Genomic DNA, 20,943 nt, shown 5'->3' with positions numbered 1-20,943 from the left:
CCTCAAGCCACCTCCACCCCACAAGACATTACTGAAATGAGCACCATGAACATGCACATCGGCCTCATCGGCCTCGGAAAAATGGGCGCCAGCATGCGCACCCGCCTCCGCGAAAACAACGTGACAGTAACCGGCTACGACCGCAACCCCGACGTGACCGACGTCGCGACCCTCCAAGACCTCATCGACGCCCTTCCCTCGCCCAAGGCCGTCTGGGTGATGGTTCCTTCCGGCGCCATCACGAAGACCGTCATTATTGAGGTCGGCGAGCTCCTGGGCACCGGTGATTTGGTCATTGACGGCGGTAATTCCCGTTTCAGCGACGACTTCGTGCACGCGGCCCTCCTCGCTGAAAAGGGAATCGACTACATCGACGCCGGCGTTTCCGGCGGAGTCTGGGGTCAGGAGAACGGCTTCGCGCTTATGGTCGGCGGCAATGCGGCATCCGTTGACCGGCTCATGCCGGTATTCGACGCCCTGCGTCCGGCCGGCCCGCGCGAGGAAAGCTTCGTGCACGCTGGCGAGGTCGGTGCCGGTCACTACGCCAAAATGGTGCATAACGGCATCGAATACGCCCTCATGCAGGCCTACGCCGAGGGATACGAGCTACTCGCCAAGCGCGAGGACATCGTCAAGAATGTTCCCGGAACGTTCAAGGCCTGGCAGCGCGGCGCTGTTGTTCGGTCCTGGCTGCTCGAGCTCCTAGTTCAGGCGCTTGAGGAGGATCCGGCCCTGACCAGTATCGAAGGATACGTCGATGATTCCGGCGAGGGCCGCTGGACCATTGAAGAAGCATTGGCTAATGCCGTGCCTGTTCCCGCCATCAGCGCGTCAATCTTCGCCCGGTTTGAATCTCGCCAGGAAGATTCCCCGGCGATGAAGGCCGTTGCCGCGCTGCGCAACCAGTTCGGCGGTCACGCGGTCAAGTCCGCCGAGTAGCCTCCGGACACAGGCAGTGTCAGAACCGAGGCTGGTCCAAGGGGCTGGCCTCGGGGCGTTTGGGCAGAATGTGATCGCCCGAGGATTGGTGCCGAGCGCGGCGCAGGACCCATGGCATCAGATAGGTGCGGGCCCACGCGACATCGCTCGTTCGTGCGCTCCGCCAGGACGGTCTTGGCAACGGTTCGATCTGGGATGGCTGCAATGAGTTCTCGACACGGAGCGCGCTCAGAACGCTGCGTGCAATCGTGTGGTGACCCATGGGGTTGAAGTGCAGCCGATCCGGAGCCCACATACCCGCGTCCTGGATGGCCGTTAGTGACCAGAGATCGGCTACCAGGCAGCCGTGCCGTGCTGCCACAGAACGCAAGTTCTCGTTGTAGATCGCGATTTTTCCCCGCATGCTCCGAAAAAATGGTGAGAACCCAAGGTCGGGCCCGGTGAAGAGGACGATCGTGGCGCCGGACCGGGACAGGCGCGAGATGACATCATCGAACCGAGCTGCAATATCATCCGGGTCGGTACCGGGACGAATAACGTCATTACCGCCAGCGGAGATAGTGATGAGATCCGGGCGCAGCTGTAGCACCGGTTCCACCTGTTCGTCGCTGATCTGGCGCAAGATCTTGCCGCGCACCGCGAGGTTGGCGTAATTGAAGTCCGGTTGGCCGTCACTGAGTACCGCGGCGACCCGGTCGGCCCAGCCTCGATGCCCGCCCACACTCTCTGGCTCGGGGTCACCGATGCCTTCGGTAAAGGAGTCGCCGAGCGCGACGTATCGCGTCCACGGGTGGTTCAGGTGTGCGTTGGTCATATGCCTCATGTCTATTACCATCAACTCTACTCTTACGTTAGAGTAAAGATGTACGATCATTTACGTACGAGATGAGGTGGCATTCATGCTTATTGGTGAGTTCGCCGAACGGACTGGACTTTCCCAGCGCACCGTGCGGCACTACGACGAGATCCACGTTTTGCAAGCGTCGGGGCGCAGCGATTCCGGCTACCGGCTCTATGCCCCGGCCGACCTCGACCGGGCACGCATCATCCGCAGCCTCCGAGCGTTGTCTCTCACCCATCCGGAAATCAAGGTTGCTCTGGCGACACTGGATCTGGTCGACTCCGACCCAGACGGGACAGTGTCAACAATCCGGCGTGATCTCGCCATCCTGATCAGCGATATCGAAGCGCGTAAACGTTCTCTTTGCGAACAGGTTCGCGTAGCCAGCGGGTTCGTCGAACTGCTGCGGAGTCTGTGACTCAACCACGCCCACTTCGTGATCACGCTCAGACAGGAACACCGTGACACATCCAACCACACCCGCCGTCTCTAACGTCGACATTTTTACCCAAGCCCACAAACGGCGCACCTTTGCCGTTATTTCTCACCCTGATGCCGGCAAGTCCACGCTGACCGAAGCACTTCTGCTGCACGCGCACGCTATTGATCGGGCGGGTGCAGTACACGGTAAAGCCGGCCGGCGGGGCACCGTATCTGACTGGATGGCCATGGAGCAGGCCCGTGGCATTTCCGTGACATCCGCCGCTATCCAGTTTGAGTATCGCGACACCGTGATCAATCTCGTTGACACCCCCGGTCACGCCGATTTCTCGGAAGACACCTTCCGGGTCCTCTCCGCTGTTGATGCCGCTGTGATGCTCGTCGATGCCAGCAAGGGCCTCGAACCGCAAACCATGAAGTTGTTTGAGGTGTGCCGACAACACGGCCTGCCCGTGATCACGGTCATCAATAAATGGGATCGCCCGGGAAAGTCCGCGTTGGATCTCATGGACGAGATCCAGGACCGCACCGGGCTTGTGCCCACACCGCTCACCTGGCCGGTCGGGCTCGCCGGCGAATTTCATGGAGTTCTGGATCGACAATCCCCCGGATTTGTGCGTTTCACCCGAACCCCAGGAGGCGCGACCGCCGCCAGTGAAGCTCGTACCACGGCGACGGCCGCTGCCGCGGAACTCGGCCAGGATTGGACTAATGCTGCCGAAGAATCAGCACTACTTCATGCCGAAGGGCACAACCACGACGAGGCACTTTTTCTTCGCGCGACGACCACGCCGGTGCTTTTTTGCGCTGCCGTCCTCAATTTTGGTGTCCACCAGCTGCTGGACGCTCTCGTGGAATTCGCTCCGCCCGCTCTGGCGCGGGCAGATATCACCGGTCGACAACGGCCCGTCAACGGTGACTTCTCCGGCTTTGTCTTCAAGGTTCAGTCCGGCATGAACGCCTCGCACCGTGACCACGTCGCATTCGTGCGGGTGTGTTCGGGCATGTTCCACCGCGGGATGGTTCTAACGCAGGCATCGACCGGCCGTCCGTTTGCCACGAAGTATGCGCAACAGATGTTCGGGCGGGAACGCACTATGGCGGAGCAGGCCTGGCCCGGGGACATCGTCGGGTTGATCAACGCAGCCTCTCTTCGGGTGGGCGATTCACTCTATGATTCCGAACCCGTCGAATACCCGCCCCTGCCGGTGTTCGCCCCCGAGTATTTTCGTGCCGTACGCCCCGCCGACACCAGCAAGCACAAGCAATTCCGTCGCGGAATCGATCAGCTCGACCATGAGGGGGTCATTCAAGTCATGCGGTCCGACCTGCGGGGCGACCAGGCTCCGGTACTCGGGGCCGTGGGTCCAATGCAGTTCGACGTCGTTGAGGAACGCATGACGCACGATTTTGGTGCTGATATCCGCATGGAAACGTTGCCCTACCAAATCGCGCGCCGCACCGATCGCGCAAGCGCGGGCAGACTGGGTTCCCTGCGCCAGGTGGAAGTACTCACCCGATCCGACAACACCCTCTTGGCCCTGTTCAGCACCCCCTGGCGGTTTCAGGCTGTCGCTCAAGAGTTCCCGGATATCGTGCTGGAGAACCTCAGCCCGTCCGTCGAGAAGGAGTCCGTCGAGGACGCAGCCCGCGGCGATAAACGTCGCTGAAGGTGAGTCACCGGCGAGCATAGCAACGGCCCAGCACACGTGATGTGCCGGGCCGATCGCGTTCCTGGCTCCCGCTAAGCGCTAGGCGTCAACGACGACCGCCGTGATCACCGGGTTGCGTCGATACTTGCGTTGCATCCATCGGGTCACGCTCTCGGAGAAGATCCGCTCGAGAGCTGCTCCGTCGAGAGCGCTGTTCCGGGTTTCTGCGACTATGGCCTTGTCGATGATCTGCGCGGCATTGGCTGCCCAGCCGGCATCGTGATTGAAGCCGCGGGTGATGAATTCCACCGGTTCGGCCAGGCGTCCCGTCTTGGTGTTGAGAATGCCCAGAACGGTAATGGCACCGTCTTCTGCGAGGAGTCGACGATCTTCCATCGCTTCTGCTGCGTCTCCTCCGACGGTCATGCCGTCGACCAGTACGTAGTCGGCCGGTACTCGGCCTACAACGGTGGCGCGGCCATCGACCAGGTCAACCACGATGCCATCTTCGACGACGAGAACGCGGTCTTTACTGATTCCGGTGCGCACGGCCAGGTCCGCGTTGGCGGTGAGGTGGCGCCATTCACCGTGCACGGGCATCACGTTGGTGGGGCGCATCACGTTGTAGCAGTAGACGAGTTCGCCCGCGCTGGCGTGCCCGGACACGTGGACTGTGGCGTTGGCCTTGTGCACGACGTTGGCGCCCCAGCGGGTCAGTCCGTTGATGACTCGGTAGATGGAGTTTTCATTTCCGGGAATGACCGAACTGGCCAAGAGAACGGTGTCGCCCTCTCCGATGCGGATGGTGTGTTCACGGTTCGCCATGCGCGCCAGGGCTGCCATAGGTTCTCCCTGTGAGCCGGTGCAGATGAGAACGACCTGGTCATCTTTCATTCGCTCCAGTGCCTTGACATCGACGAGCAGTCCCTTTGGGATGCGCAGATACCCCAGTTCAGCGGCCATACCCATGTTGCGCACCATGGATCGGCCGACGAAGGCCACCTTACGGTTGTGGCGCACGGCCGCGTCGATCACCTGTTGGATGCGATGGACGTGGCTGGCGAAGCTGGAGACAATGATCCGTCGTAGCGCGCTGCGAAACACGGTGTCGATGGCGGGGCCGATGTCGGCTTCGGGTGTGGTGAATCCGGGCACAACGGCGTTGGTCGAGTCGATCAGCAGCAGGTCGATGCCTTCGTCGCCGAGCCGGGAGAAACCGGGCAGGTCGGTGAGCCGGTTGTCGAGGGGGAACTGATCCATTTTGAAGTCGCCGGTGTGCACGATCAGTCCGGCTTCTGTGCGGATGCCGATGGCGAGGCCGTCGGGGATGGAATGGTTTACGGCCAGGAATTCAAGGTCGAAGGGACCAACAGAGCGGCGTTCGCCTTCCTTGACTTCAACGACCGGGGGATGCAGGTGGTGTTCCTGAAATTTTGCTCCGACGAAGGCGAGGGTCAGCTTGGAGGCGATGACGGGAATGTCGCCGCGTTCCTTGAGCAGGTAGGGCACAGCGCCGATGTGGTCCTCGTGGCCATGGGTGAGGACAATGGCTTCGATGTCCTCGAGCCGGCCACGCAAGATCGAGAAATCGGGCAGGATCACATTAATTCCGGGCTGAATGTCTTTTGGGAACAGCAGCCCGCAGTCGATGACGAGCAGTTTGCCTTTGTGCTCAAACACGGTCATATTACGGCCGATTTCGCCGAGACCGCCGAGCGGGATGATGCGCAGGCCGCGCGCCGGAAGTGCGGGCGGTGCGGCAAGGGACAGTGGATGGGTGCTCATGGAGCTCTTTTCTTGGGGCGCGGGCGTCAGCCCACGCAATGGTCAGGTTCGTATGGGTCGGGCAGGAAATCGGCCACGTCACTGGCAATGAAATCCGGTGCTGGCATGGTGAGCCGGTCGAGAAATTCAAAGGCGAGTTGTCGGATTGCCGGAGCGGCGATATCGGTTTCGGCGCTGATGTCGGTGGAGAACCACCGTGTCAACGCTCGTTTAGGGTCGTTGCTGGCGACAGCATCGATGAAGTCGCCGAAGAATGTTGACTCGTCGCGATCTGGACCGGTCTCGGAGGTGTTGGATTCCGCGTGGGCGCGCCTGACCGCGATGTAGTATCGCGCAACGGTGTAAATGAAGAGGAATGTGTGTCCCTGCGACGATCCTTCGCGGGACTTGTCGTCCATTGCTGTGAGTTCAAATTTCCACTCCGCATGTTCCGCGTGGCGGGCCAGCAGGAGGGTGATCTTGGTCAGCATGAAATCCTGAATCAGGTGCTGGTCGGTACGGGCGAGGGGATGGATGAACATGAAGTGCTCCTCTCGGGAACCTAGAACGGGGAAGTAGGGGCCGCGATCAGGTCAGGGACCGCGTAGTTTTCTGTCAACCACCTACATCAACTCTACCGTGACGTAAGGGAAGAGTATGAACTGAAAGCAATCTTCTATCCACCATCGGTCACCTTCCTCTCACGTGAGAGTAGAGTGTAGGTGGGCTTGCGTGTCGCTCACCATTCGAAAGCTGTTCGAACCTTCCAGATGCGCTCTTTTCCCACGTCGCAGCTAACGCACTGCTGGCGCGCCGTCTGCTCCATTCTTGTGAAAGCTTCCGTGTCTTCTACACCGCACTCCCCCCATTTCTCTGCGTCGTCCGACCGCGAGGCAGCGCCGCGCCCACGCCCACGAATCTCGTGGTCTTGGCTGGCCCTCATCGGTGCCGCCGGGCTGATCTCGGTCATGACGGCCCCCGGCCAGACTGCCGGTCTCTCCGTCTTCACGGATCCCCTGATAGCCGACCTGGGACTGTCGCGAACGGATGTCTCGCTCAGTTATCTCATTGGCACGCTCGTTGGCGCGTCCGTGCAGCCGTTTGTTGGGCGGGCGTTGGATCGATGGGGAGCACGGTCCGTCACGGTCGTGATTGGCCTTAGCTTTGCCGTCATCCTTCTGGCCTTCAGCTTCGTTGGCGAGATCATCGGACTCACCGCCGGCTTCACCGGTGTTCGGATGGCCGGCCAGGGCGCGCTTACCCTGGCCGCGACCACCGCGGTTGCACGGGCCATCCACCATCGGCGCGGGCTGGCCCTCGGCATTGCGAGTGCCATCGGTTCGGCCGGCATCTCACTCGCACCGATCTTTGTGGAGCGGCTGATCGCATCCGTTGGTATTTACGATGCGTGGCGGTGGGAAGCGGTGCTTGTGGCTGTGGTGGTCATTCCGCTGGCGTTGGTCTTTCCCAAACGCGCCCCCGCCGTCGATCCGGAATCGACCCCCTCCACGGCTCAACTCACCATTCAGAAAGAATCGTGGACGCTGCCGGAGGCCATCCGATCGGGCATGTTCTGGGTCATCGCTGCAAGCCTGGCAACCTCGGGCATGTTGACAACGGCGCTGGCGTTTCATCAAATCGCCATTTTAGGCGCCCAGGGCCTGACCCCGCTCGAGGCGGCGGCGAATTTTCTACCGCAGACCGTGACCGGGATCCTAGCCACCCTGATCACGGGCAGCCTCGTCGACCGGGTCAGCCCCAAGGTTTTCATCGTGTTTTCCATGGTGACGCTGGCCGCGTCTCTTATTATGCTGCCGTGGGTGAGCAGCGGAGTGGCGGCCATCGTCTATGGCCTCGTTCTTGGTGCCGCCGGCGGGAGCCTGCGCGGTATGGAAGCCGCCTCATACGTGCGCTATTACGGCTTGGCACACATTGGCAATATCCGAGGAGTCGCTACGGCAATCGGCCTCGCGTCGACGGCTTTCGGTCCGGTCGCGCTCTCGCTCGGGTTCGACCTGACCGGCAGCTTCACCACGCCTGCGCTGGCGCTGGCACTTGTTCCCGTAATCATCATCGGCGTCGCCCTCTTCGTGCGACCGCCGCAGCGCACCTAGCGCGACCGCCCGGCCCTACTGAGTGCGCAGAACCTCAAGAAACTCGTCGGCCATTCCCAGCTGGTCCTGGAGTTTTTGCCGACGCTCAACCGCTTGTGCAATGAAGGTGTCAAGCTCCGCGCGGACATCCGGATTGTCCGAACCAGCCACGCCGCCCTGCAGCGTGTCGATGATCTTCAACAGCGCCATCATCTCTTCGAGAGAGAACCCCAGCGGCTTCATCCGTCGAATCAAGATCAGCCGAGAATGATCTTCCTGCGTATAGAGGCGAAAACCACCCTCGGTACGACCGGAGGCCTTGAGCAGCCCGATTTCGTCATAGTGACGAATGGTGCGCAGTGAGAGACCGGTCTTCTCGGCGAGCTCTCCAATGTGCATGGTGCCCGTGGTGGCTTGGGAAGTCATAGTTGATACCTTTTCTCGAACGGATTAGCAATCAACCCTAACGTTAGAGTAGTGTTGCAGAAGTCGGCTGACATTGTCATGTGAGCCCACTCTCCCACCATTGTCCCTGATGACTGGTGGAGGTGCGCGATGGGGCGCCCACATTCACTTCTCTATTCATTTGACACCACTCGTGTGTCCCGCTCCAGGAAGGCCCCATGGCCATCATTGAAAAAACCACGGAGAAGAATCGGTATAAAGCCGATCCCACCGTGATGAAAGCTCTGCGCACACCACGCATCCTTACTCGGGAAGTGCTCGCCGGCCTTGTTGTGGCCATGGCCCTCATCCCCGAGGCGATTGCTTTCTCCATCATCGCCGGTGTGGACCCGCGTGTCGGCCTCTTTTCGACCTTCATCATGGCCGTGTCGATCGCCTTTCTCGGTGGCCGCCCCGCCATGATCACCGGTGCGACAGCAGCCATTGCGCTCGTGATCGCCCCGGTCGCGCGTGATTACGGCATCGACTACTTCATCGCTACCGTGATCCTGGCGGGTGTCTTCCAGATTGTCTTCGCCTTCATCGGCGTCGCCAAAATCATGCGGTTCATTCCCCGTAGCGTCATGGTCGGATTCGTCAATGCCCTCGGCATCCTGATTTTCACCTCGCAGCTGCCGCAGCTGCTGGGCGTCCCGTTCATGGTCTACCCGCTCGTCGCGGTCGGCATCATCATCATGGTCGTCATGCCGCGCTTCACCAAGGTAGTTCCCGCGCCGCTCGTCGCAATCGTCGTACTCACTGTGTTGACCGTCGTGGTATCGATCAATGTCCCCACCATTGGAGACCAGGGCGAACTTCCCACGACGCTTCCGCAGATATTCTTCCCCAACATCCCGCTCAACCTGGAAACGTTGACGATCATCGCTCCCTACGCCTTCGGAATGGCGATGGTCGGAATCCTCGAGTCGCTGATGGCCGCCAAGATCGTCGACGAGAGCACCGACACCCACTCCAACAAGACCCGTGAGTCCTGGGCCCAGGGCGTTGCCAACATGCTCTCCGGCTTCTTCGGGGGCATGGGCGGCTGCGCAATGGTCGGCCAGACCATGATCAACGTCAAGGCGTCCGGTGCCCGCACCCGCATCTCTACCTTCCTCGCCGGCGCCTTTCTGCTCGTGCTCGTGCTGGGCCTCGGCCCGGTGCTATCCGTTGTGCCCATGGCCGCACTGGTATCGGTCATGATCATCGTGTCCGTGCTGACCTTCGATTGGCACAGCATCCGCTTGAGCACGCTGAAGCGGATGCCCAAGAGCGAGACGACCGTCATGGTCTTCACCGTTGTCGCCGTCGTCGCTACACACAACCTCGCGGTCGGCGTCGTGATCGGTGTCGTCATCGCTATGGTCGCCTTCGCCCGACGCGTCGCCCACCTCGCCCAGGTTGAACGCAGCCTTACCGTCGACGAGACTGGTCCCATCGCCTGTTACACGATCACCGGCGCCCTGTTCTTTGCCTCCAGCAACGATCTGAAGACGCAGTTCAGCTACCTCGACGATCCTGACCGCATCGTCATCGACATGACGAACTCGCACATCTGGGATGCCTCCACCGTCGCCACCCTCGACGACATCACCTACAAGTACGGTCGCCACGAGAAGACCGTGACGATTGAGGGACTCAACGAAGCGAGCAGCCTGCTGCACGCCCGCCTCGCCGGCAACATGGGCTCGGACCACTAACCCGGCACACCACTGCCTCATCAGGTCGAGCCCCCGTCGCATGACGGGGGCTCGACCGATTTGTGCTGCCAGGACCGATAGACCCTTACGTTAAGGTAACCTTGCGAAGATCAATGTGGCACTGTCGCCGACTCCCATTCATTCGGCTTCTCCGTGAGGTCCGTTCCCCTNCCGCACTGCGCACGCCCCGCCTGCTCACCCGCGAAGTTCTCGCCGGCCTCGTGGTGGCCATGGCGCTCATCCCCGAGGCGATCGCCTTCTCGATCATCGCCGGCGTCGACCCGCGCGTCGGCCTGTTCTCCTCGTTCGTGATGGCCGTCACCATCGCCTTCGTCGGTGGCCGCCCCGCCATGATCACCGCCGCCACCGGCGCGATCGCCCTCGTCATCGCCCCGGTGGCGCGCGAATACGGCATGGACTATTTCATCGCCACCGTCATCCTCGCAGGCGTGTTCCAGATCGTGCTGAGCCTGATCGGCGTCGCGAAGCTCATGCGCTTCATTCCGCGCAGCGTCATGGTCGGCTTCGTCAACGCCCTCGCCATCCTCATCTTCACAGCCCAGCTCCCCCAGCTGCTCGGCGTGCCGTTCATGGTTTACCCGCTCGTTGCCGCGGGCCTCATCATCATGATCGTGATGCCGCGCATCACCAAGGTGATCCCCGCCCCGCTCGTGGCCATCGTCGTTCTCACCGTCGCGACCGTCGTCATCGCCATCAACGTGCCCACCATCAGCGACCAAGGCGAACTCCCGCAGAGCCTGCCCGAGCTGTTCTTTCCCAGCGTTCCGCTCAACTGGGACACGTTCACGATCATCGCCCCCTACGCCCTCGGCATGGCCCTGGTCGGAATTCTCGAGTCGCTGATGACCGCGAAGTTCGTCGACGAGATCACCGACACCCACTCCAACAAGACCCGCGAAACCTGGGGTCAGGGCGTCGCCAACGTCATGTCCGGCATCTTCGGCGGCATGGGCGGCTGCGCCATGATCGGCCAGACCATGATCAACGTGAAGGCCTCCGGTGCCCGCACCCGCATCTCCACCTTCCTCGCCGGAGTCTTTCTACTCGTGCTCGTGCTCGGCCTCGGCGACGTGCTCGCTGTTGTACCCATGGCCGCCCTGGTCGCCGTGATGATCATCGTGTCGTACCTCACGTTCGACTGGCACAGCATCCGTCTGTCAACGCTCAAACGGATGCCCAAGAGCGAGACGACCGTCATGGTCGCCACGGTCGTCGTCATCGTCCTCACCCACAACCTCGCCATCGGCGTCGTCGTCGGCGTGATCGTGGCCATGGTCGCCTTCGCCCGCCGGGTCGCCCACCTCGCCCGGGTGGAACGCACCGTCGAACTCAACCAGCCCGTACCCACCGCCTACTACACAGTCACAGGCGCCCTGTTCTTTGCCTCCAGCAATGACCTGATGACGCAGTTCGAGTACGCCGACGATCCCGACCGCATCGTGATCGACATGTCCGCATCCCACATCTGGGACGCCTCCACGGTCGCCACCCTCGACGCGATCACCTACAAGTACGAGCGCCACGACAAGCACGTCGTCATCGAGGGGCTTAACAAGGCCAGCACCGAGCTGCACAGTCGCCTGGCCGGAAACCTCGGCGCTGGCCACTGACAAGTTCGATGCTCCAAAGTGCAGCACCAAGACGTCAGAAAATCGTCCCAATTGGCGCTTCGCCTCGTCAATCTCACCGTGCGACATTCCGCGAGTGGCCAAAAAAATGACAAACGAAAACTGAACGAGAAGTCCGCGAAACAATATCCTCGGAGGGCGGTACAGCCGAACCTCGCATGAGGGCGAGTGTCTGGGAGGTCTCTCGGGTCTTTCTGAAATTAAGGCTGACGTCCGTCTGTGGCCCTGTCGCACACCTTAGCGCCCGCGACCCGTCAACCAACGACCCGTCGGCCCATCGCTGATCGGACGTCACGCAATCATCAACGATGTTGTCCGGATGTCCCGCCCGGTAAATATGTCTGTCCGAGTCACGCCTCATTTGCGACACAGTGATGACTGTCGCATATCCCATGGGTTTCGACACGCTTTGGTTACGAGACACCTTAGATACGAATCGGCTTGCAACACGCGCTGCTCGGTGCTTAAGGCTCAGGATGGCGCGCAAGAGGAACCCTCTGCGGGTCAGGACGTGGAGCGCTTATCACTGAGTTCGAGGGGATGGAGTTCAAGCCGTGAACGTTTGGATCGATTGGGCTGGCAGCGACAGCCAGGTGCTCACTGTGCAGCTGAGTCAATTAGTCAGGACTGTCGTGTGACGAGCAGGCCGACAATCGATCCTGCCAAGAGAAATGCGCCCACAATAATTCCGTAAACAAATCCGTTCACGAGTGAACCAATGAGAACAATTATGCCGAGCAGCAGGCCCACGGCGATGAGGGCACGGGCGAGGACGGTGCGGTCTAACACCGGTGGGCCTCCTCGGTGATTTCTCCACCAGCAGCTATGGTCGCGCCGAGTGCCGTTCGTGAGCAAATGGTGCGAGCCTCGTCAGTACAGCGTTTTGGCCCAGAGCGTTCCTCCTGTGCGGCTGTGACTGCAGTTCCGGGTTTGGTTGGCGTCCGCCGCGAGGACAAGTGTCCTGTGAGAGCGTCCGGAACTTCCGATGATGCGTTGCAGGCGGGGAGGGCTCGTTTAGAGCACAGCTGCGGCCGCTCAAGGAGCAACAAAGGGTTTTCCCGAATGACCCTCGTCATGAGGGGGCGCTTTCGGCCGCAGCGACATCGTGAATCAGCATGGGACATGTGTACACCGTCCACGGTTCGGGCGACAGGGGGTGGAGAACTGCTCCGCTGGTGCGAAGGATCTGGGGCAGCCTGAACGAGTGACGCCGGCGCCACGAACGGTTTAATTCATTCCCGGAAGCGGAACGATCACCGGGACGCCTCATCGTTCCGAAAGCCGATCGCTAGGTGAAACGACGGGCGGTGAGCCCTTGGCTAGGATGAGCACCATGCGAACGTGGGACTTCTACCTGGCCGGCGAAGAGGTGGTGACGAATGCGTGGGGCGCCGAGGTTACGCAGCAGTCAGCTCTTGACATGCCACTCCTTAAAGGCTTACTCCACGGTCCCGACGATGATCGTGGTGACTTGGAGATCGCGGTGCCGCTTGCTCGTGTCGTGCACGACGAGTTCGATGCGTACGGCACTTCAGGATCGCCACTGAGCAACGAGGACTCCCGGCTTCTCATCCGCGCATTGAAAGCAGTTCTCGCACGATTGGGAATCGATTCGTTCGATCCGCCGTTTCGCGATTTCGAGACGTTCCGCAAGTACTGGCGAGCCAACGATGGCCACGGAAGTTGGCAGGCTCGGCGGGACATGGTCGACGGGCAGCTCGATGCGCTCCATGAGGTGCTCGACGCTCGTGAAACGGATGCCCTGTCAGGAGCGCTGGCCGATCCGATTTCTCCGAGGAAGGCGACAGGGTGGCGGCGGGTAGACGAGGAACTGAATGAAATGCGCCGGCACTTCCAAAACGCTCGCACGGAACAGGATTACTCGAACGTCGGTAACGACGCAGTGGCTGTACTCGAAGCACTTTCTTCGGCCGCATACGACTATTCTCGTCACGGTCAGGCTGGCGAGGATGAGCCACCCGTCTCGAACACGAAGGTTCGGCTCGGGACAGTGGCTGAGGCGGAGTTGGCGGGCGCAGAAAGTGCGGAACTGCGCAAGGTCGTGCGCGCAGCAATTGAGCTGGCTCAGGCTACGAAGCACCGCCGTAACGGAGATCGTCGCGCAGCCGGCATGACCGCTGATTCCGTCTTGCTAGTCGTGAACCTGATCCGTCGGGTACGCGAACCATCCGCGGAGTCTCGGTAGCCGAACGTCTCACGCGACGCGGGCGTTTCCCAAGCGTAGTGGCGGGAACTGACGGGTTTGCGTGTCAGCCCGTACAATCGTGCTCGTGGATTGGGTTGCGGGAACAGTGCCAATCTATTTAGATCGCTGGGCTATCCAGCCACACGGCGAAACGGTGACGACGCCCTCCAGCTGGTTGGTTCCGGGGCGCTGGCATAATCGAGACGTCATGCTCAAGGTCGCTCGGATCGCCGAAGAGGGCCGCGGTGGCCCCGTCCTGGCTTGGTGGGCAGGCTCGGCCGCAGCGGAGGTGTATGAGGTCAACGACCAGGCCGTTCTCATGGGTCGGGCATCCGGGCATCGTGACTTGACCACGATGAGCCAGACAGGTCTTGATGATGAGGTCACCCACATCCTCTGCGGAACCATCTCGTCTCTCCACAGCGCCTCTGCTATTTCGGCGCCGCCCGCTGAGGTGGTGCCTTTGTCGCAATGGTTTCACGACCTCATCGGCACCGACGCAGCACGACTGCAGGCCGGCAGCCTGGCGCGAGTGGCAGCCATGGCGCGGGAGTTGCTGGAGGCCTCGGACACGGAGGGCCAGGTGGTTCTCCATGGCGACGTCCATCACGGCAATGTTCTTGATTTCGATGGCCGCTGGCTGGCCATAGACCCGAAGGGCATCTTTGGTCACCGCGCCTTCGACTACGCCAATATCTTCTGCAACCCCACTGCAGACTTGGCGTTGTCTCGTTTTCACCGCCGCCTAGCGATCGTCAGCGAGCACTCGGGGCTCGACGTTGACGTGGTGCGGTCGTGGGTCATTGCATGGTGCGCACTTTCGGTGACGTGGACCAACAACAGCGGTGGACAACCATGGACCGTGCACGCCATCTTGAGCGAGTTCGGCTAATACTTCGCCGCCGGTAGAACCTCCACTCGGAAACCCGACCTGCTGTGGCTCCCCCGCAAGGGGAACGTTCAGTGGGACGGTTACATAGGCTGGCATCATGCGCAATGCAGAAATGCGCGACGCATATAGCGCTTGCACTCAGAACATACAGTTCTTCGGGGACGGCCGCGACGCCGTGGTCGTCGTGCAACAGGAGTGCCTGATCGATAGTCTGGCGACATGTCCAACAAGACACGCGGCGCCACGCGCTCACCTGTAGTCGCAGCTTGCGTCGTCTTTCTGGGCTTGCTAGTGCTTTGGATGGCGCAGCCGGTCCTGCCCGGTTGGGCCTGTTCGGCCAGTCTTCCAGCGGTGTGCCCACCACAGTCATTACCTTTTCGTGCGTCGCTGATTAGCGCAGGTATCCTCTTCGCGCTGCTCGCGACTGTCATCGTCGGGCTGCTGCTTCGGCCCAGAGCAAACCGGTGGCTGGGCGGTATGTCCCGAAGTACCGTCTTCGCTGTGCCGATAATCCTGGCCCTGACAGTCGTCGCGCACTTTCTGATCTCGCAGCCCTGATTCGAGCTTGCTTGACTCGGATTGCCGACGCGGCCCTCGAAACGTCGTGCCCGTAAGCCGAAACCCCTGCGGGACGGCCTCGTCAGTCGATCACAGCAGCGACGGCTTCGATCTCGACGAGCTGATCCGTATACCCGAGGACGGTGACGCCTATGAGCGTGCTCGGTACGTCATGCGTTCCAAAGGCCTCGCGAACGACTGCTCAGGTCTTGACGAGGTCGCTCTGATTAGAGGAGGCGACGAGGACTCGTGTGCTCAGGACATCATCGAGTCGGGCGCCCGCTGCGTGCAGGGCAATAACGAGGTTTTCCATCGCCTTGCTGGCCTGCGCCGAGTAGTCTCCGACTCCTGCGGTGCTGCCATCGAGATTGAGCGGGCAGGCGCCGGCCAGGAAGATGAGGCGCGCCTCAGCGGGAGCTGTTGCAGCGTAGGCATACTGAGCCACATTGGAAAGCTCAGCAGAACGGATCAAGACAACATTTTGGGACATGCCCTCACTGTATGGGAAAGCCAACGCGCGGCTGGCTTGCTCACGAACGCCCGCAAACCGAACCTCTACCGGTCACGCGCATTCCTCAGCGGGACATGTCCCCGGAAGGCTCAGGCCTTACGAGCCGCCACAGAGAACATCAGCGGCACCCTCTCGCGACCCGAGGCCAAAGCAAATCCGGCCGGCGTCTCTACGAGTGGGGGCACCGGCTTCCAGGGCATAGCGGCCCGTCCACCCTCGCAGGCCGTCGAGGTGCGAGTGTGGTCGACCACGTGCTGCCCGCGGAGGTTCCTTGGCCGTCCCCAGCCTGATCAATCCGTGCAACGTTCGGCTCGCGGCCTCAAGCGTCGTTCGGTCAAGGCCTCGACGGCTTGGAGGGTCAGGCGGCCATCGCCCCGTAACGCTTGTGGCCTTTGACGTCGTAGCGGTCGAGCATCATGACCTTCGACCAGACCCGGATGAATGCGCGGACGAACCGCTCGTGCCCGTCGCTGCCCGCGTAGGCGTCGGCGATCGACCGCAGTTGCGCGTTCGAGCCGAATACCAGGTCATTCCGGGAGGCCCTCCAGCGAGCCTCGCCGGTCGCCTGAACCCGACCAGTGAAGGTCATCGCGGTCTCGTCGTCCTTGGTCCAGATGAGGTCGGTGTCGGTCAGATTCACGAGGAAGTCGGTCGTCAGGGCTCCGACGTGATCCGTGAGCACACCCACGTCGGACCCGTCCCAGTTGCTGCCGAGCACGCGGAGCCCGGCGTGCAGGACAGTCCACTCCGGTGCGGTGAGAGTGAACAGGTTCGCCTTGTCGAGGAATGCCGCCTCGGGCGCGACGCCCGGAGCAAACTCTTCGAAGCGCTCGGACACGAAGTTGCGGAACCCGTCCGCAATGGGTCGCAGCCACTCGAACATCTCGATGTCGGTCAACTCCTGCGTCGTGTCGACACGGCCTGGCGTAAACGGCACGCTGGCGTCAGATCCTGCCGCCCGTGCCGCCTGCTCCACGGCGGCGCTGCCGGCGAGGACGATAAGGTCGGCGAGAGACACCTTCCGTCCGCCCGACGTCGCCGTGAAAGCCGCCTGCACGTTCCGCAGCGCGTCGATGACTGGGACGGTGCGTCGGTTGACCGCCCAGTCTTTCTGCGGCGACAAGGCCAGGCGGGCACCGTTCGCCCCTCCGCGCTTGTCGCTGTCGCGGTAGGTAGAGGCGGCGGAGAACGCCGTGTACACGAGGTCGGACACGGACAGCCCGGTCGCGAGGACGGCTTCCTTGAGCGCTGCCACGTCGGCCTCGTCGAGTGAGGATCCTGCTGCGTCCGGGAGCGGGTCCTGCCAGAGCAGGTCGTCGGCGATGGTGACCTCCGGGCCGAGGTACCGGTGCTTCGGCCCCATGTCGCGGTGCGTGAGCTTGTACCAGGCCTTCGAGAACGCGAGGGTGAACAGATCGAAGTCGGCCAGGAAACGCTCGCATATGGCCCGATACTCCGGGTCGACCTTGAGTGCGATGTCCGAGGTCATCATCATGAGCGGGTACATCTGACCGGGTACGTGGGCGTCCGGAGTCTTCGGCGCATCCGAGTCAGTCGGTGTCCACTGCAGCGCGCCGGCCGGGCTTCTCGTCTGCTCGTAGTCGTACGCGAACAGGTTCTCGAGGTAGGTGTTGTCCCACTGTGTCGGGTTCGGAGACCAGCTGCCCTCGATGCCGTTGGTCGAAGTGTGCTCGGCACTGCCGGTACCCACCGGGTTGTGCCAACCGAGCCCCATCGACTCGATCGGGGCTTTCTCGGGTGATGGTCCGATGTCGGATGCGGGTACCTGGCCGTGGCTCTTACCGAACGCGTGGCCACCGGCGATCAATGCCACCGTTTCCTCGTCGTTCATCGCCATCCGCGTGAACGTGATGCGAATGTCGCGTGCTGAGCCCAGCGGGTCGCCGTTCGAATAGGGCCCCTCAGGGTTGACGTAGACGAGCGCCTGGTGCGACGCGGCCAGGGGGCTCTGCAAGTCGTAGCCCGCGTCGCCGTTCTGACCATGCCAGCGTTCGTCGCGGGTCACCATCTCGTCAGGGCTCGCGACCGCGTGCGGGTTCCAGACCTCCGGGCCCCACCAGGTACCGTCGTCCGGTTCCCACGCATCGAGTCGTCCACCACCGAAGCCGTACGTCGGCAGGCCCATCAACTCGAGGGAGCAGTTGCCGGTCAAGACCATCAGGTCGGCCCACGACAGAGCGTTGCCGTACTGGTGCTTGATCGGCTGTAGGAGTCGTCGTGATTTGTCGGTGTTGGCGTTGTCCCACCAGCTTCCGATTGGTGCGAACCGCTGCATCGCGGTGCCCGCTCCGCCACGGCCGTCGGCAATTCGGTACGTGCCGGCGGCATGCCACGCCATTCGGATCATCTGTGGACCGTAGTTGCCGTAGTCCGCCGGCCACCAGTCGACCGATGTGGTGAGCAGTCGCTTAATGTCCGACTTGAGCGTCGTGAGGTCGATCGTGGCGAAAGCCGCCGCGTAGTCGAAGTCCGCGCCGAGCGGATCGGCGTCTACGCCGTTCCGGTGGAGAAGCTCAACCCGGAGACGCTGCGGGTACCAACTGTCCAGGGTCGGCGACTGACCGAAGGTGCCACCGAGGTCGTCGCCACCTGCTGGCAGCGCACCGCTCATGTGGAAACTGCATGTGTTGGTCTGGTCGTCAGTGCTCATTGATGCTCCCTGTGTGCTTTAGCTGGATGAGAAACGGTGTCGTCGGGGTCACAATTTAACGATTAGCCGCCGCATCGCAGCGGCGTCAATCTGTGGTGCAGCGATGCTTCGACGCTGCTGTGAGGCGGTGCGTCGCGGGCTGCCGACGTGACGGGAAGCCCGATAGAGAAAGATCGTATTCCCGCAAGGTGCGCGTGGCCTGCCAAGAAAGTGACTGACTTCTACACGGCGGTGGTGCGGTGGCCGAGCGCACGACGGCCAAACTAAATAAAGCCCTGCGCCGATTGCTGCGGTGCGGGCGGTGCGAAGCCCGGTGAAACCGACCCCGGAGGATGGGGGCTGTCGGGACCCTCACGGGTTGCTGATGGCGGATCGCGCGCTAGCTTTCAGGCGAGTCATCCTGAGACTTGTCGAGCGCAAATTTTTGCAGATAGCGGCGACGACCGTAATAGATGAACGCCGCTAGCCCGCAGATGAACTGAATGGCACCGAGTACCAACACGAATATGTCACCCGGCTCGCCCTCCCCCTCAGCGATCCGAAGCAAAACTTGCGCCAGGCCAGCGACAGCGAGGACCGCGGCCGCCAGGATGATGACGGTGCTTCGCGTCTTGCGGATCGGGGGTATCGAACCCATGCAGCCGAGCATACGCTCGGAGAAATTTGCGTGTCGCTCATGCGACCGCCCGTAAGCCGAACGGCGACAGCGACAGCTCAAAGCGGAAGCGTGATGGAACAGGCCCAATGCCAGCTGCGTTTTAGGGGAATCCAGATGAGGTGCCGCGCGGAATCTCGGCAGGACTCCATGTTCAATCGATCTCGGACCAGCCATCCTTGTGAGCTGGCTTAGCTCAGATCGATAATTGCGACAGCCACCGAGCGAACAGCGACCACATCACCTGAAATATTATCCATCAGGGCAATGTGAACGCGGGGGATTTCGTCCGGCGCATCTTCACCCGTGGCGCTGAGGGCGAATGCGATCTCGCCGCTGTTGGTGCCGGAGGTTACGATCACCTGCGCAGCCTCCGGGTTTTCCCCCACACGTTCGAGGAGGCTATCGGTCACGTCGCTGGATTCGGTTGACGGCATCACCACCTCGGCACCGGTTCGCGCGATACTGACCAGCACGCTGGCGTCGTCGGGTATACGTCCCGCGCCTCCCGTAACCGTCCACGTGACGCCACCGCCAAGATTTCCAGGGTTGTATTCCGACGTCACGGTGATGGCGACGGGGGTCTGAGATTCAGGTGCCGTCTCGCCTGAAGACGTGCACGCTGACAGTGACGCTCCCACTAATATTGCAATTGGAAAGACGAATCGTCTTCGCATAGTCAGTTCCCTTCATCTGTCTAACTCTGGAAATCGGGGCTGAGGTCCAAGCCTTACGTCCATGTCACCCATTGCCGGTTCCCTGCGCCGACGCGCTTACGCGCAGTTACCGGGTCCGCCCGCGATAGCGAAGTTCTGACCGCTGGTGTTCCAACTCACACTCACAGAGCCGCGACCTATACCTACGCCGGTGAGTACGGTTTCGTCCCAACCATGGCTATAGGTTGAGAAGGCTTGGAAATCGCAAGGGCCAGCCCGATCGATGGTTAGGCCGACTGTTGCGCGAACATTGTCGCTGCCGGCCCCCGAGTTGGCATAGGCAACCCCGTTTTGGTTGAGGGTCTCCGGGTTGGTGATGCCCATACAGTCATTTGCTGTGTTGCAGAAACTCGCGGAACTGGACTGAACATTCCGAGGGTCGCTCAAGCTGATTCCCATCACGTCAGTGCTCGTGCCGTCGAAGAACTTGGCATTCGTGTCATTCCATGAATACGTTGCGAGAATGCCGTATGAACCGATTGGGCCACCGGATGTGAAGACTTGCACTGCTCCCATGTTGACGTCAGCCCCGGTGCTGCGCGGAGACGCTGTTGGCGCGGTCACTTCCGTGTATCCAATTTCCGCCAATGCTGCGTTGACATCACCACCGCGATTAAAAGTCTCCGTTGCCACGTCATGAAATCCTGCAGACTCGGGTTGTTCGCCGGTCGGCGATGACTTCTCCTCATCGGACGGCATCGTGGCTGCGGCTGCAGTCAGTGGCAGGACAGCAAGGCTGAGGCCCAAGATAGTGGCTTTGATTCCGAGAAACGCTGTTTTCTTCACTTATTTTCACCTGAGTTTCGTATGTTGATTCCGTGTCTAGGACACTATGTGCGCGGCCAGCATGGCGATGCTTCTGGGCACAGAAAGTTATGCTTCCGTTATAAGGGATCCCGGAGCTGGAGCATGATCGGCCGAGCAATAGCGCCGGCGCGCTACAAGTTGCCGTGCACCTTCACGAAAGGAACGGTTGGCGACCGCGGGGGATTCGTACCCTCATTCACTGTCGGAACGTCGCAGACGGACGTGTCGGACCTGGATCTACAAGGGTGCACCATCGACGGACGACCAACCCGACCTAACAGCACTGACGTTTGACAGGCGAGGACCGAAGTTATCTGTGTCGGAGGGGAACCCCCTACGGGATACCGTTCACGTGATAACTGAACACGCTCTGTTGCGTGTGATTCGCGGAAGGGAAGTCCACG

At 61.5% G+C, this 20,943-nt stretch carries 17 protein-coding genes and 1 pseudogene; 8 read left to right on the top strand and 10 right to left on the bottom strand.

Features of this window, described 5'->3' with window-relative positions:
- Positions 1–51 precede the first annotated feature (51 nt).
- On the top strand, positions 52–939 hold the full coding sequence (gene gnd, locus CXY71_RS03005; RefSeq protein ID WP_104134220.1) for a phosphogluconate dehydrogenase (NAD(+)-dependent, decarboxylating): 888 nt from the start codon (positions 52–54) through the stop codon (positions 937–939).
- A 19-nt stretch (positions 940–958) separates the two neighbouring features.
- On the opposite strand, the gene CXY71_RS03000 is transcribed toward gnd, so the two are convergent.
- On the bottom strand, positions 959–1,753 hold the full coding sequence (locus CXY71_RS03000; RefSeq protein ID WP_104134215.1) for an SGNH/GDSL hydrolase family protein: 795 nt from the start codon (positions 1,751–1,753) through the stop codon (positions 959–961).
- Between the two features lie 85 nt (positions 1,754–1,838).
- On the opposite strand from CXY71_RS03000, the gene CXY71_RS02995 reads away from it, so the two are divergent.
- Both CXY71_RS02995 and CXY71_RS02990 read left to right on the top strand, forming a co-directional pair.
- Complete coding sequence (locus tag CXY71_RS02995; protein WP_146072729.1) at positions 1,839–2,198, top strand: MerR family transcriptional regulator; 360 nt, start codon at positions 1,839–1,841, stop codon at positions 2,196–2,198.
- Between the two features lie 43 nt (positions 2,199–2,241).
- The gene (locus CXY71_RS02990) at positions 2,242–3,891 is read left to right on the top strand and encodes a peptide chain release factor 3 (RefSeq protein ID WP_104134213.1); all 1,650 of its coding nucleotides are present in this window, start codon (positions 2,242–2,244) and stop codon (positions 3,889–3,891) included.
- Positions 3,892–3,972: 81 nt separating this feature from the next.
- Here the strand turns inward: CXY71_RS02990 and CXY71_RS02985 are convergent, their stop codons facing one another.
- Entirely contained in the window at positions 3,973–5,658 is a 1,686-nt protein-coding gene (locus CXY71_RS02985) for a ribonuclease J (protein ID WP_104134212.1), read from the bottom strand.
- A gap of 26 nt (positions 5,659–5,684) precedes the next feature.
- Positions 5,685–6,128, bottom strand: a complete 444-nt coding sequence (locus CXY71_RS02980) for a hypothetical protein (RefSeq protein ID WP_146071585.1) — start codon at positions 6,126–6,128, stop codon at positions 5,685–5,687.
- Positions 6,129–6,479: 351 nt separating this feature from the next.
- On the opposite strand from CXY71_RS02980, the gene CXY71_RS02970 reads away from it, so the two are divergent.
- A complete protein-coding gene (locus CXY71_RS02970) occupies positions 6,480–7,751 on the top strand; it encodes an MFS transporter (RefSeq protein WP_233198082.1) in 1,272 nt (423 codons plus the stop codon).
- Positions 7,752–7,766: 15 nt separating this feature from the next.
- Here the strand turns inward: CXY71_RS02970 and CXY71_RS02965 are convergent, their stop codons facing one another.
- Complete coding sequence (locus CXY71_RS02965; protein WP_104133038.1) at positions 7,767–8,156, bottom strand: MerR family DNA-binding transcriptional regulator; 390 nt, start codon at positions 8,154–8,156, stop codon at positions 7,767–7,769.
- A 197-nt stretch (positions 8,157–8,353) separates the two neighbouring features.
- On the opposite strand from CXY71_RS02965, the gene CXY71_RS02960 reads away from it, so the two are divergent.
- Together CXY71_RS02960 and CXY71_RS02955 are read left to right on the top strand one after the other, a co-directional pair.
- Positions 8,354–9,874, top strand: coding sequence for a SulP family inorganic anion transporter (locus tag CXY71_RS02960; RefSeq protein ID WP_104134208.1), 1,521 nt, complete (start codon positions 8,354–8,356; stop codon positions 9,872–9,874).
- 113 nt (positions 9,875–9,987) lie between these two features.
- A complete protein-coding gene (locus CXY71_RS02955; RefSeq protein ID WP_104134207.1) occupies positions 9,988–11,505 on the top strand; it encodes a SulP family inorganic anion transporter in 1,518 nt (505 codons plus the stop codon).
- 639 nt (positions 11,506–12,144) lie between these two features.
- Here the strand turns inward: CXY71_RS02955 and CXY71_RS20910 are convergent.
- A complete protein-coding gene (locus CXY71_RS20910; protein WP_158252957.1) occupies positions 12,145–12,312 on the bottom strand; it encodes a hypothetical protein in 168 nt (55 codons plus the stop codon).
- A gap of 544 nt (positions 12,313–12,856) precedes the next feature.
- Between CXY71_RS20910 and CXY71_RS02950 the strand changes: the two genes are divergently transcribed.
- Entirely contained in the window at positions 12,857–13,729 is an 873-nt protein-coding gene (locus CXY71_RS02950) for a hypothetical protein (protein WP_146072728.1), read from the top strand.
- 61 nt (positions 13,730–13,790) lie between these two features.
- Positions 13,791–14,621 (top strand): aminoglycoside phosphotransferase family protein, encoded by an 831-nt coding sequence (locus CXY71_RS02945; RefSeq protein ID WP_104134205.1) that lies wholly within the window; start codon positions 13,791–13,793, stop codon positions 14,619–14,621.
- 640 nt (positions 14,622–15,261) lie between these two features.
- Here the strand turns inward: CXY71_RS02945 and CXY71_RS02935 are convergent.
- From CXY71_RS02935 to CXY71_RS02915, 5 genes and pseudogenes are all read right to left on the bottom strand, one after another.
- Positions 15,262–15,669 (bottom strand): annotated as a pseudogene (locus CXY71_RS02935) (RidA family protein).
- 379 nt (positions 15,670–16,048) lie between these two features.
- On the bottom strand, positions 16,049–18,361 hold the full coding sequence (gene katG / locus CXY71_RS02930; protein WP_104134203.1) for a catalase/peroxidase HPI: 2,313 nt from the start codon (positions 18,359–18,361) through the stop codon (positions 16,049–16,051).
- Between the two features lie 379 nt (positions 18,362–18,740).
- On the bottom strand, positions 18,741–18,998 hold the full coding sequence (locus CXY71_RS02925; protein WP_146071672.1) for a hypothetical protein: 258 nt from the start codon (positions 18,996–18,998) through the stop codon (positions 18,741–18,743).
- Between the two features lie 209 nt (positions 18,999–19,207).
- Positions 19,208–19,492, bottom strand: coding sequence for a hypothetical protein (locus CXY71_RS02920; RefSeq protein WP_104134201.1), 285 nt, complete (start codon positions 19,490–19,492; stop codon positions 19,208–19,210).
- 297 nt (positions 19,493–19,789) lie between these two features.
- A complete protein-coding gene (locus CXY71_RS02915; RefSeq protein WP_104134200.1) occupies positions 19,790–20,518 on the bottom strand; it encodes a hypothetical protein in 729 nt (242 codons plus the stop codon).
- Positions 20,519–20,943: the final 425 nt, after the last annotated feature.

Origin of the sequence: Cryobacterium sp. Y62 (assembly GCF_002929785.1) — a bacterium.
Classification (GTDB): Bacteria; Actinomycetota; Actinomycetes; order Actinomycetales; family Microbacteriaceae; genus Cryobacterium.
The sequence above is the reverse complement of the archived record's forward strand: the minus strand, read 5'-3'. Positions and strand labels throughout refer to the sequence as shown.

Coding starts and splice junctions, on each gene's coding strand:
- CXY71_RS02960 (WP_104134208.1), top strand. CDS start 8,354: ATGGCCATCATTGAAAAAACCACGGAGAAGAATCGGTATAAAGCCGAT.
- gnd (WP_104134220.1), top strand. CDS start 52: ATGCACATCGGCCTCATCGGCCTCGGAAAAATGGGCGCCAGCATGCGC.
- CXY71_RS02980 (WP_146071585.1), bottom strand. CDS start 6,128: ATGCTGACCAAGATCACCCTCCTGCTGGCCCGCCACGCGGAACATGCG.
- CXY71_RS02985 (WP_104134212.1), bottom strand. CDS start 5,658: ATGAGCACCCATCCACTGTCCCTTGCCGCACCGCCCGCACTTCCGGCG.
- CXY71_RS02995 (WP_146072729.1), top strand. CDS start 1,839: ATGCTTATTGGTGAGTTCGCCGAACGGACTGGACTTTCCCAGCGCACC.
- CXY71_RS02950 (WP_146072728.1), top strand. CDS start 12,857: ATGCGAACGTGGGACTTCTACCTGGCCGGCGAAGAGGTGGTGACGAAT.
- CXY71_RS03000 (WP_104134215.1), bottom strand. CDS start 1,753: ATGACCAACGCACACCTGAACCACCCGTGGACGCGATACGTCGCGCTC.
- CXY71_RS02925 (WP_146071672.1), bottom strand. CDS start 18,998: ATGGGTTCGATACCCCCGATCCGCAAGACGCGAAGCACCGTCATCATC.
- katG (WP_104134203.1), bottom strand. CDS start 18,361: ATGAGCACTGACGACCAGACCAACACATGCAGTTTCCACATGAGCGGT.
- CXY71_RS02965 (WP_104133038.1), bottom strand. CDS start 8,156: ATGACTTCCCAAGCCACCACGGGCACCATGCACATTGGAGAGCTCGCC.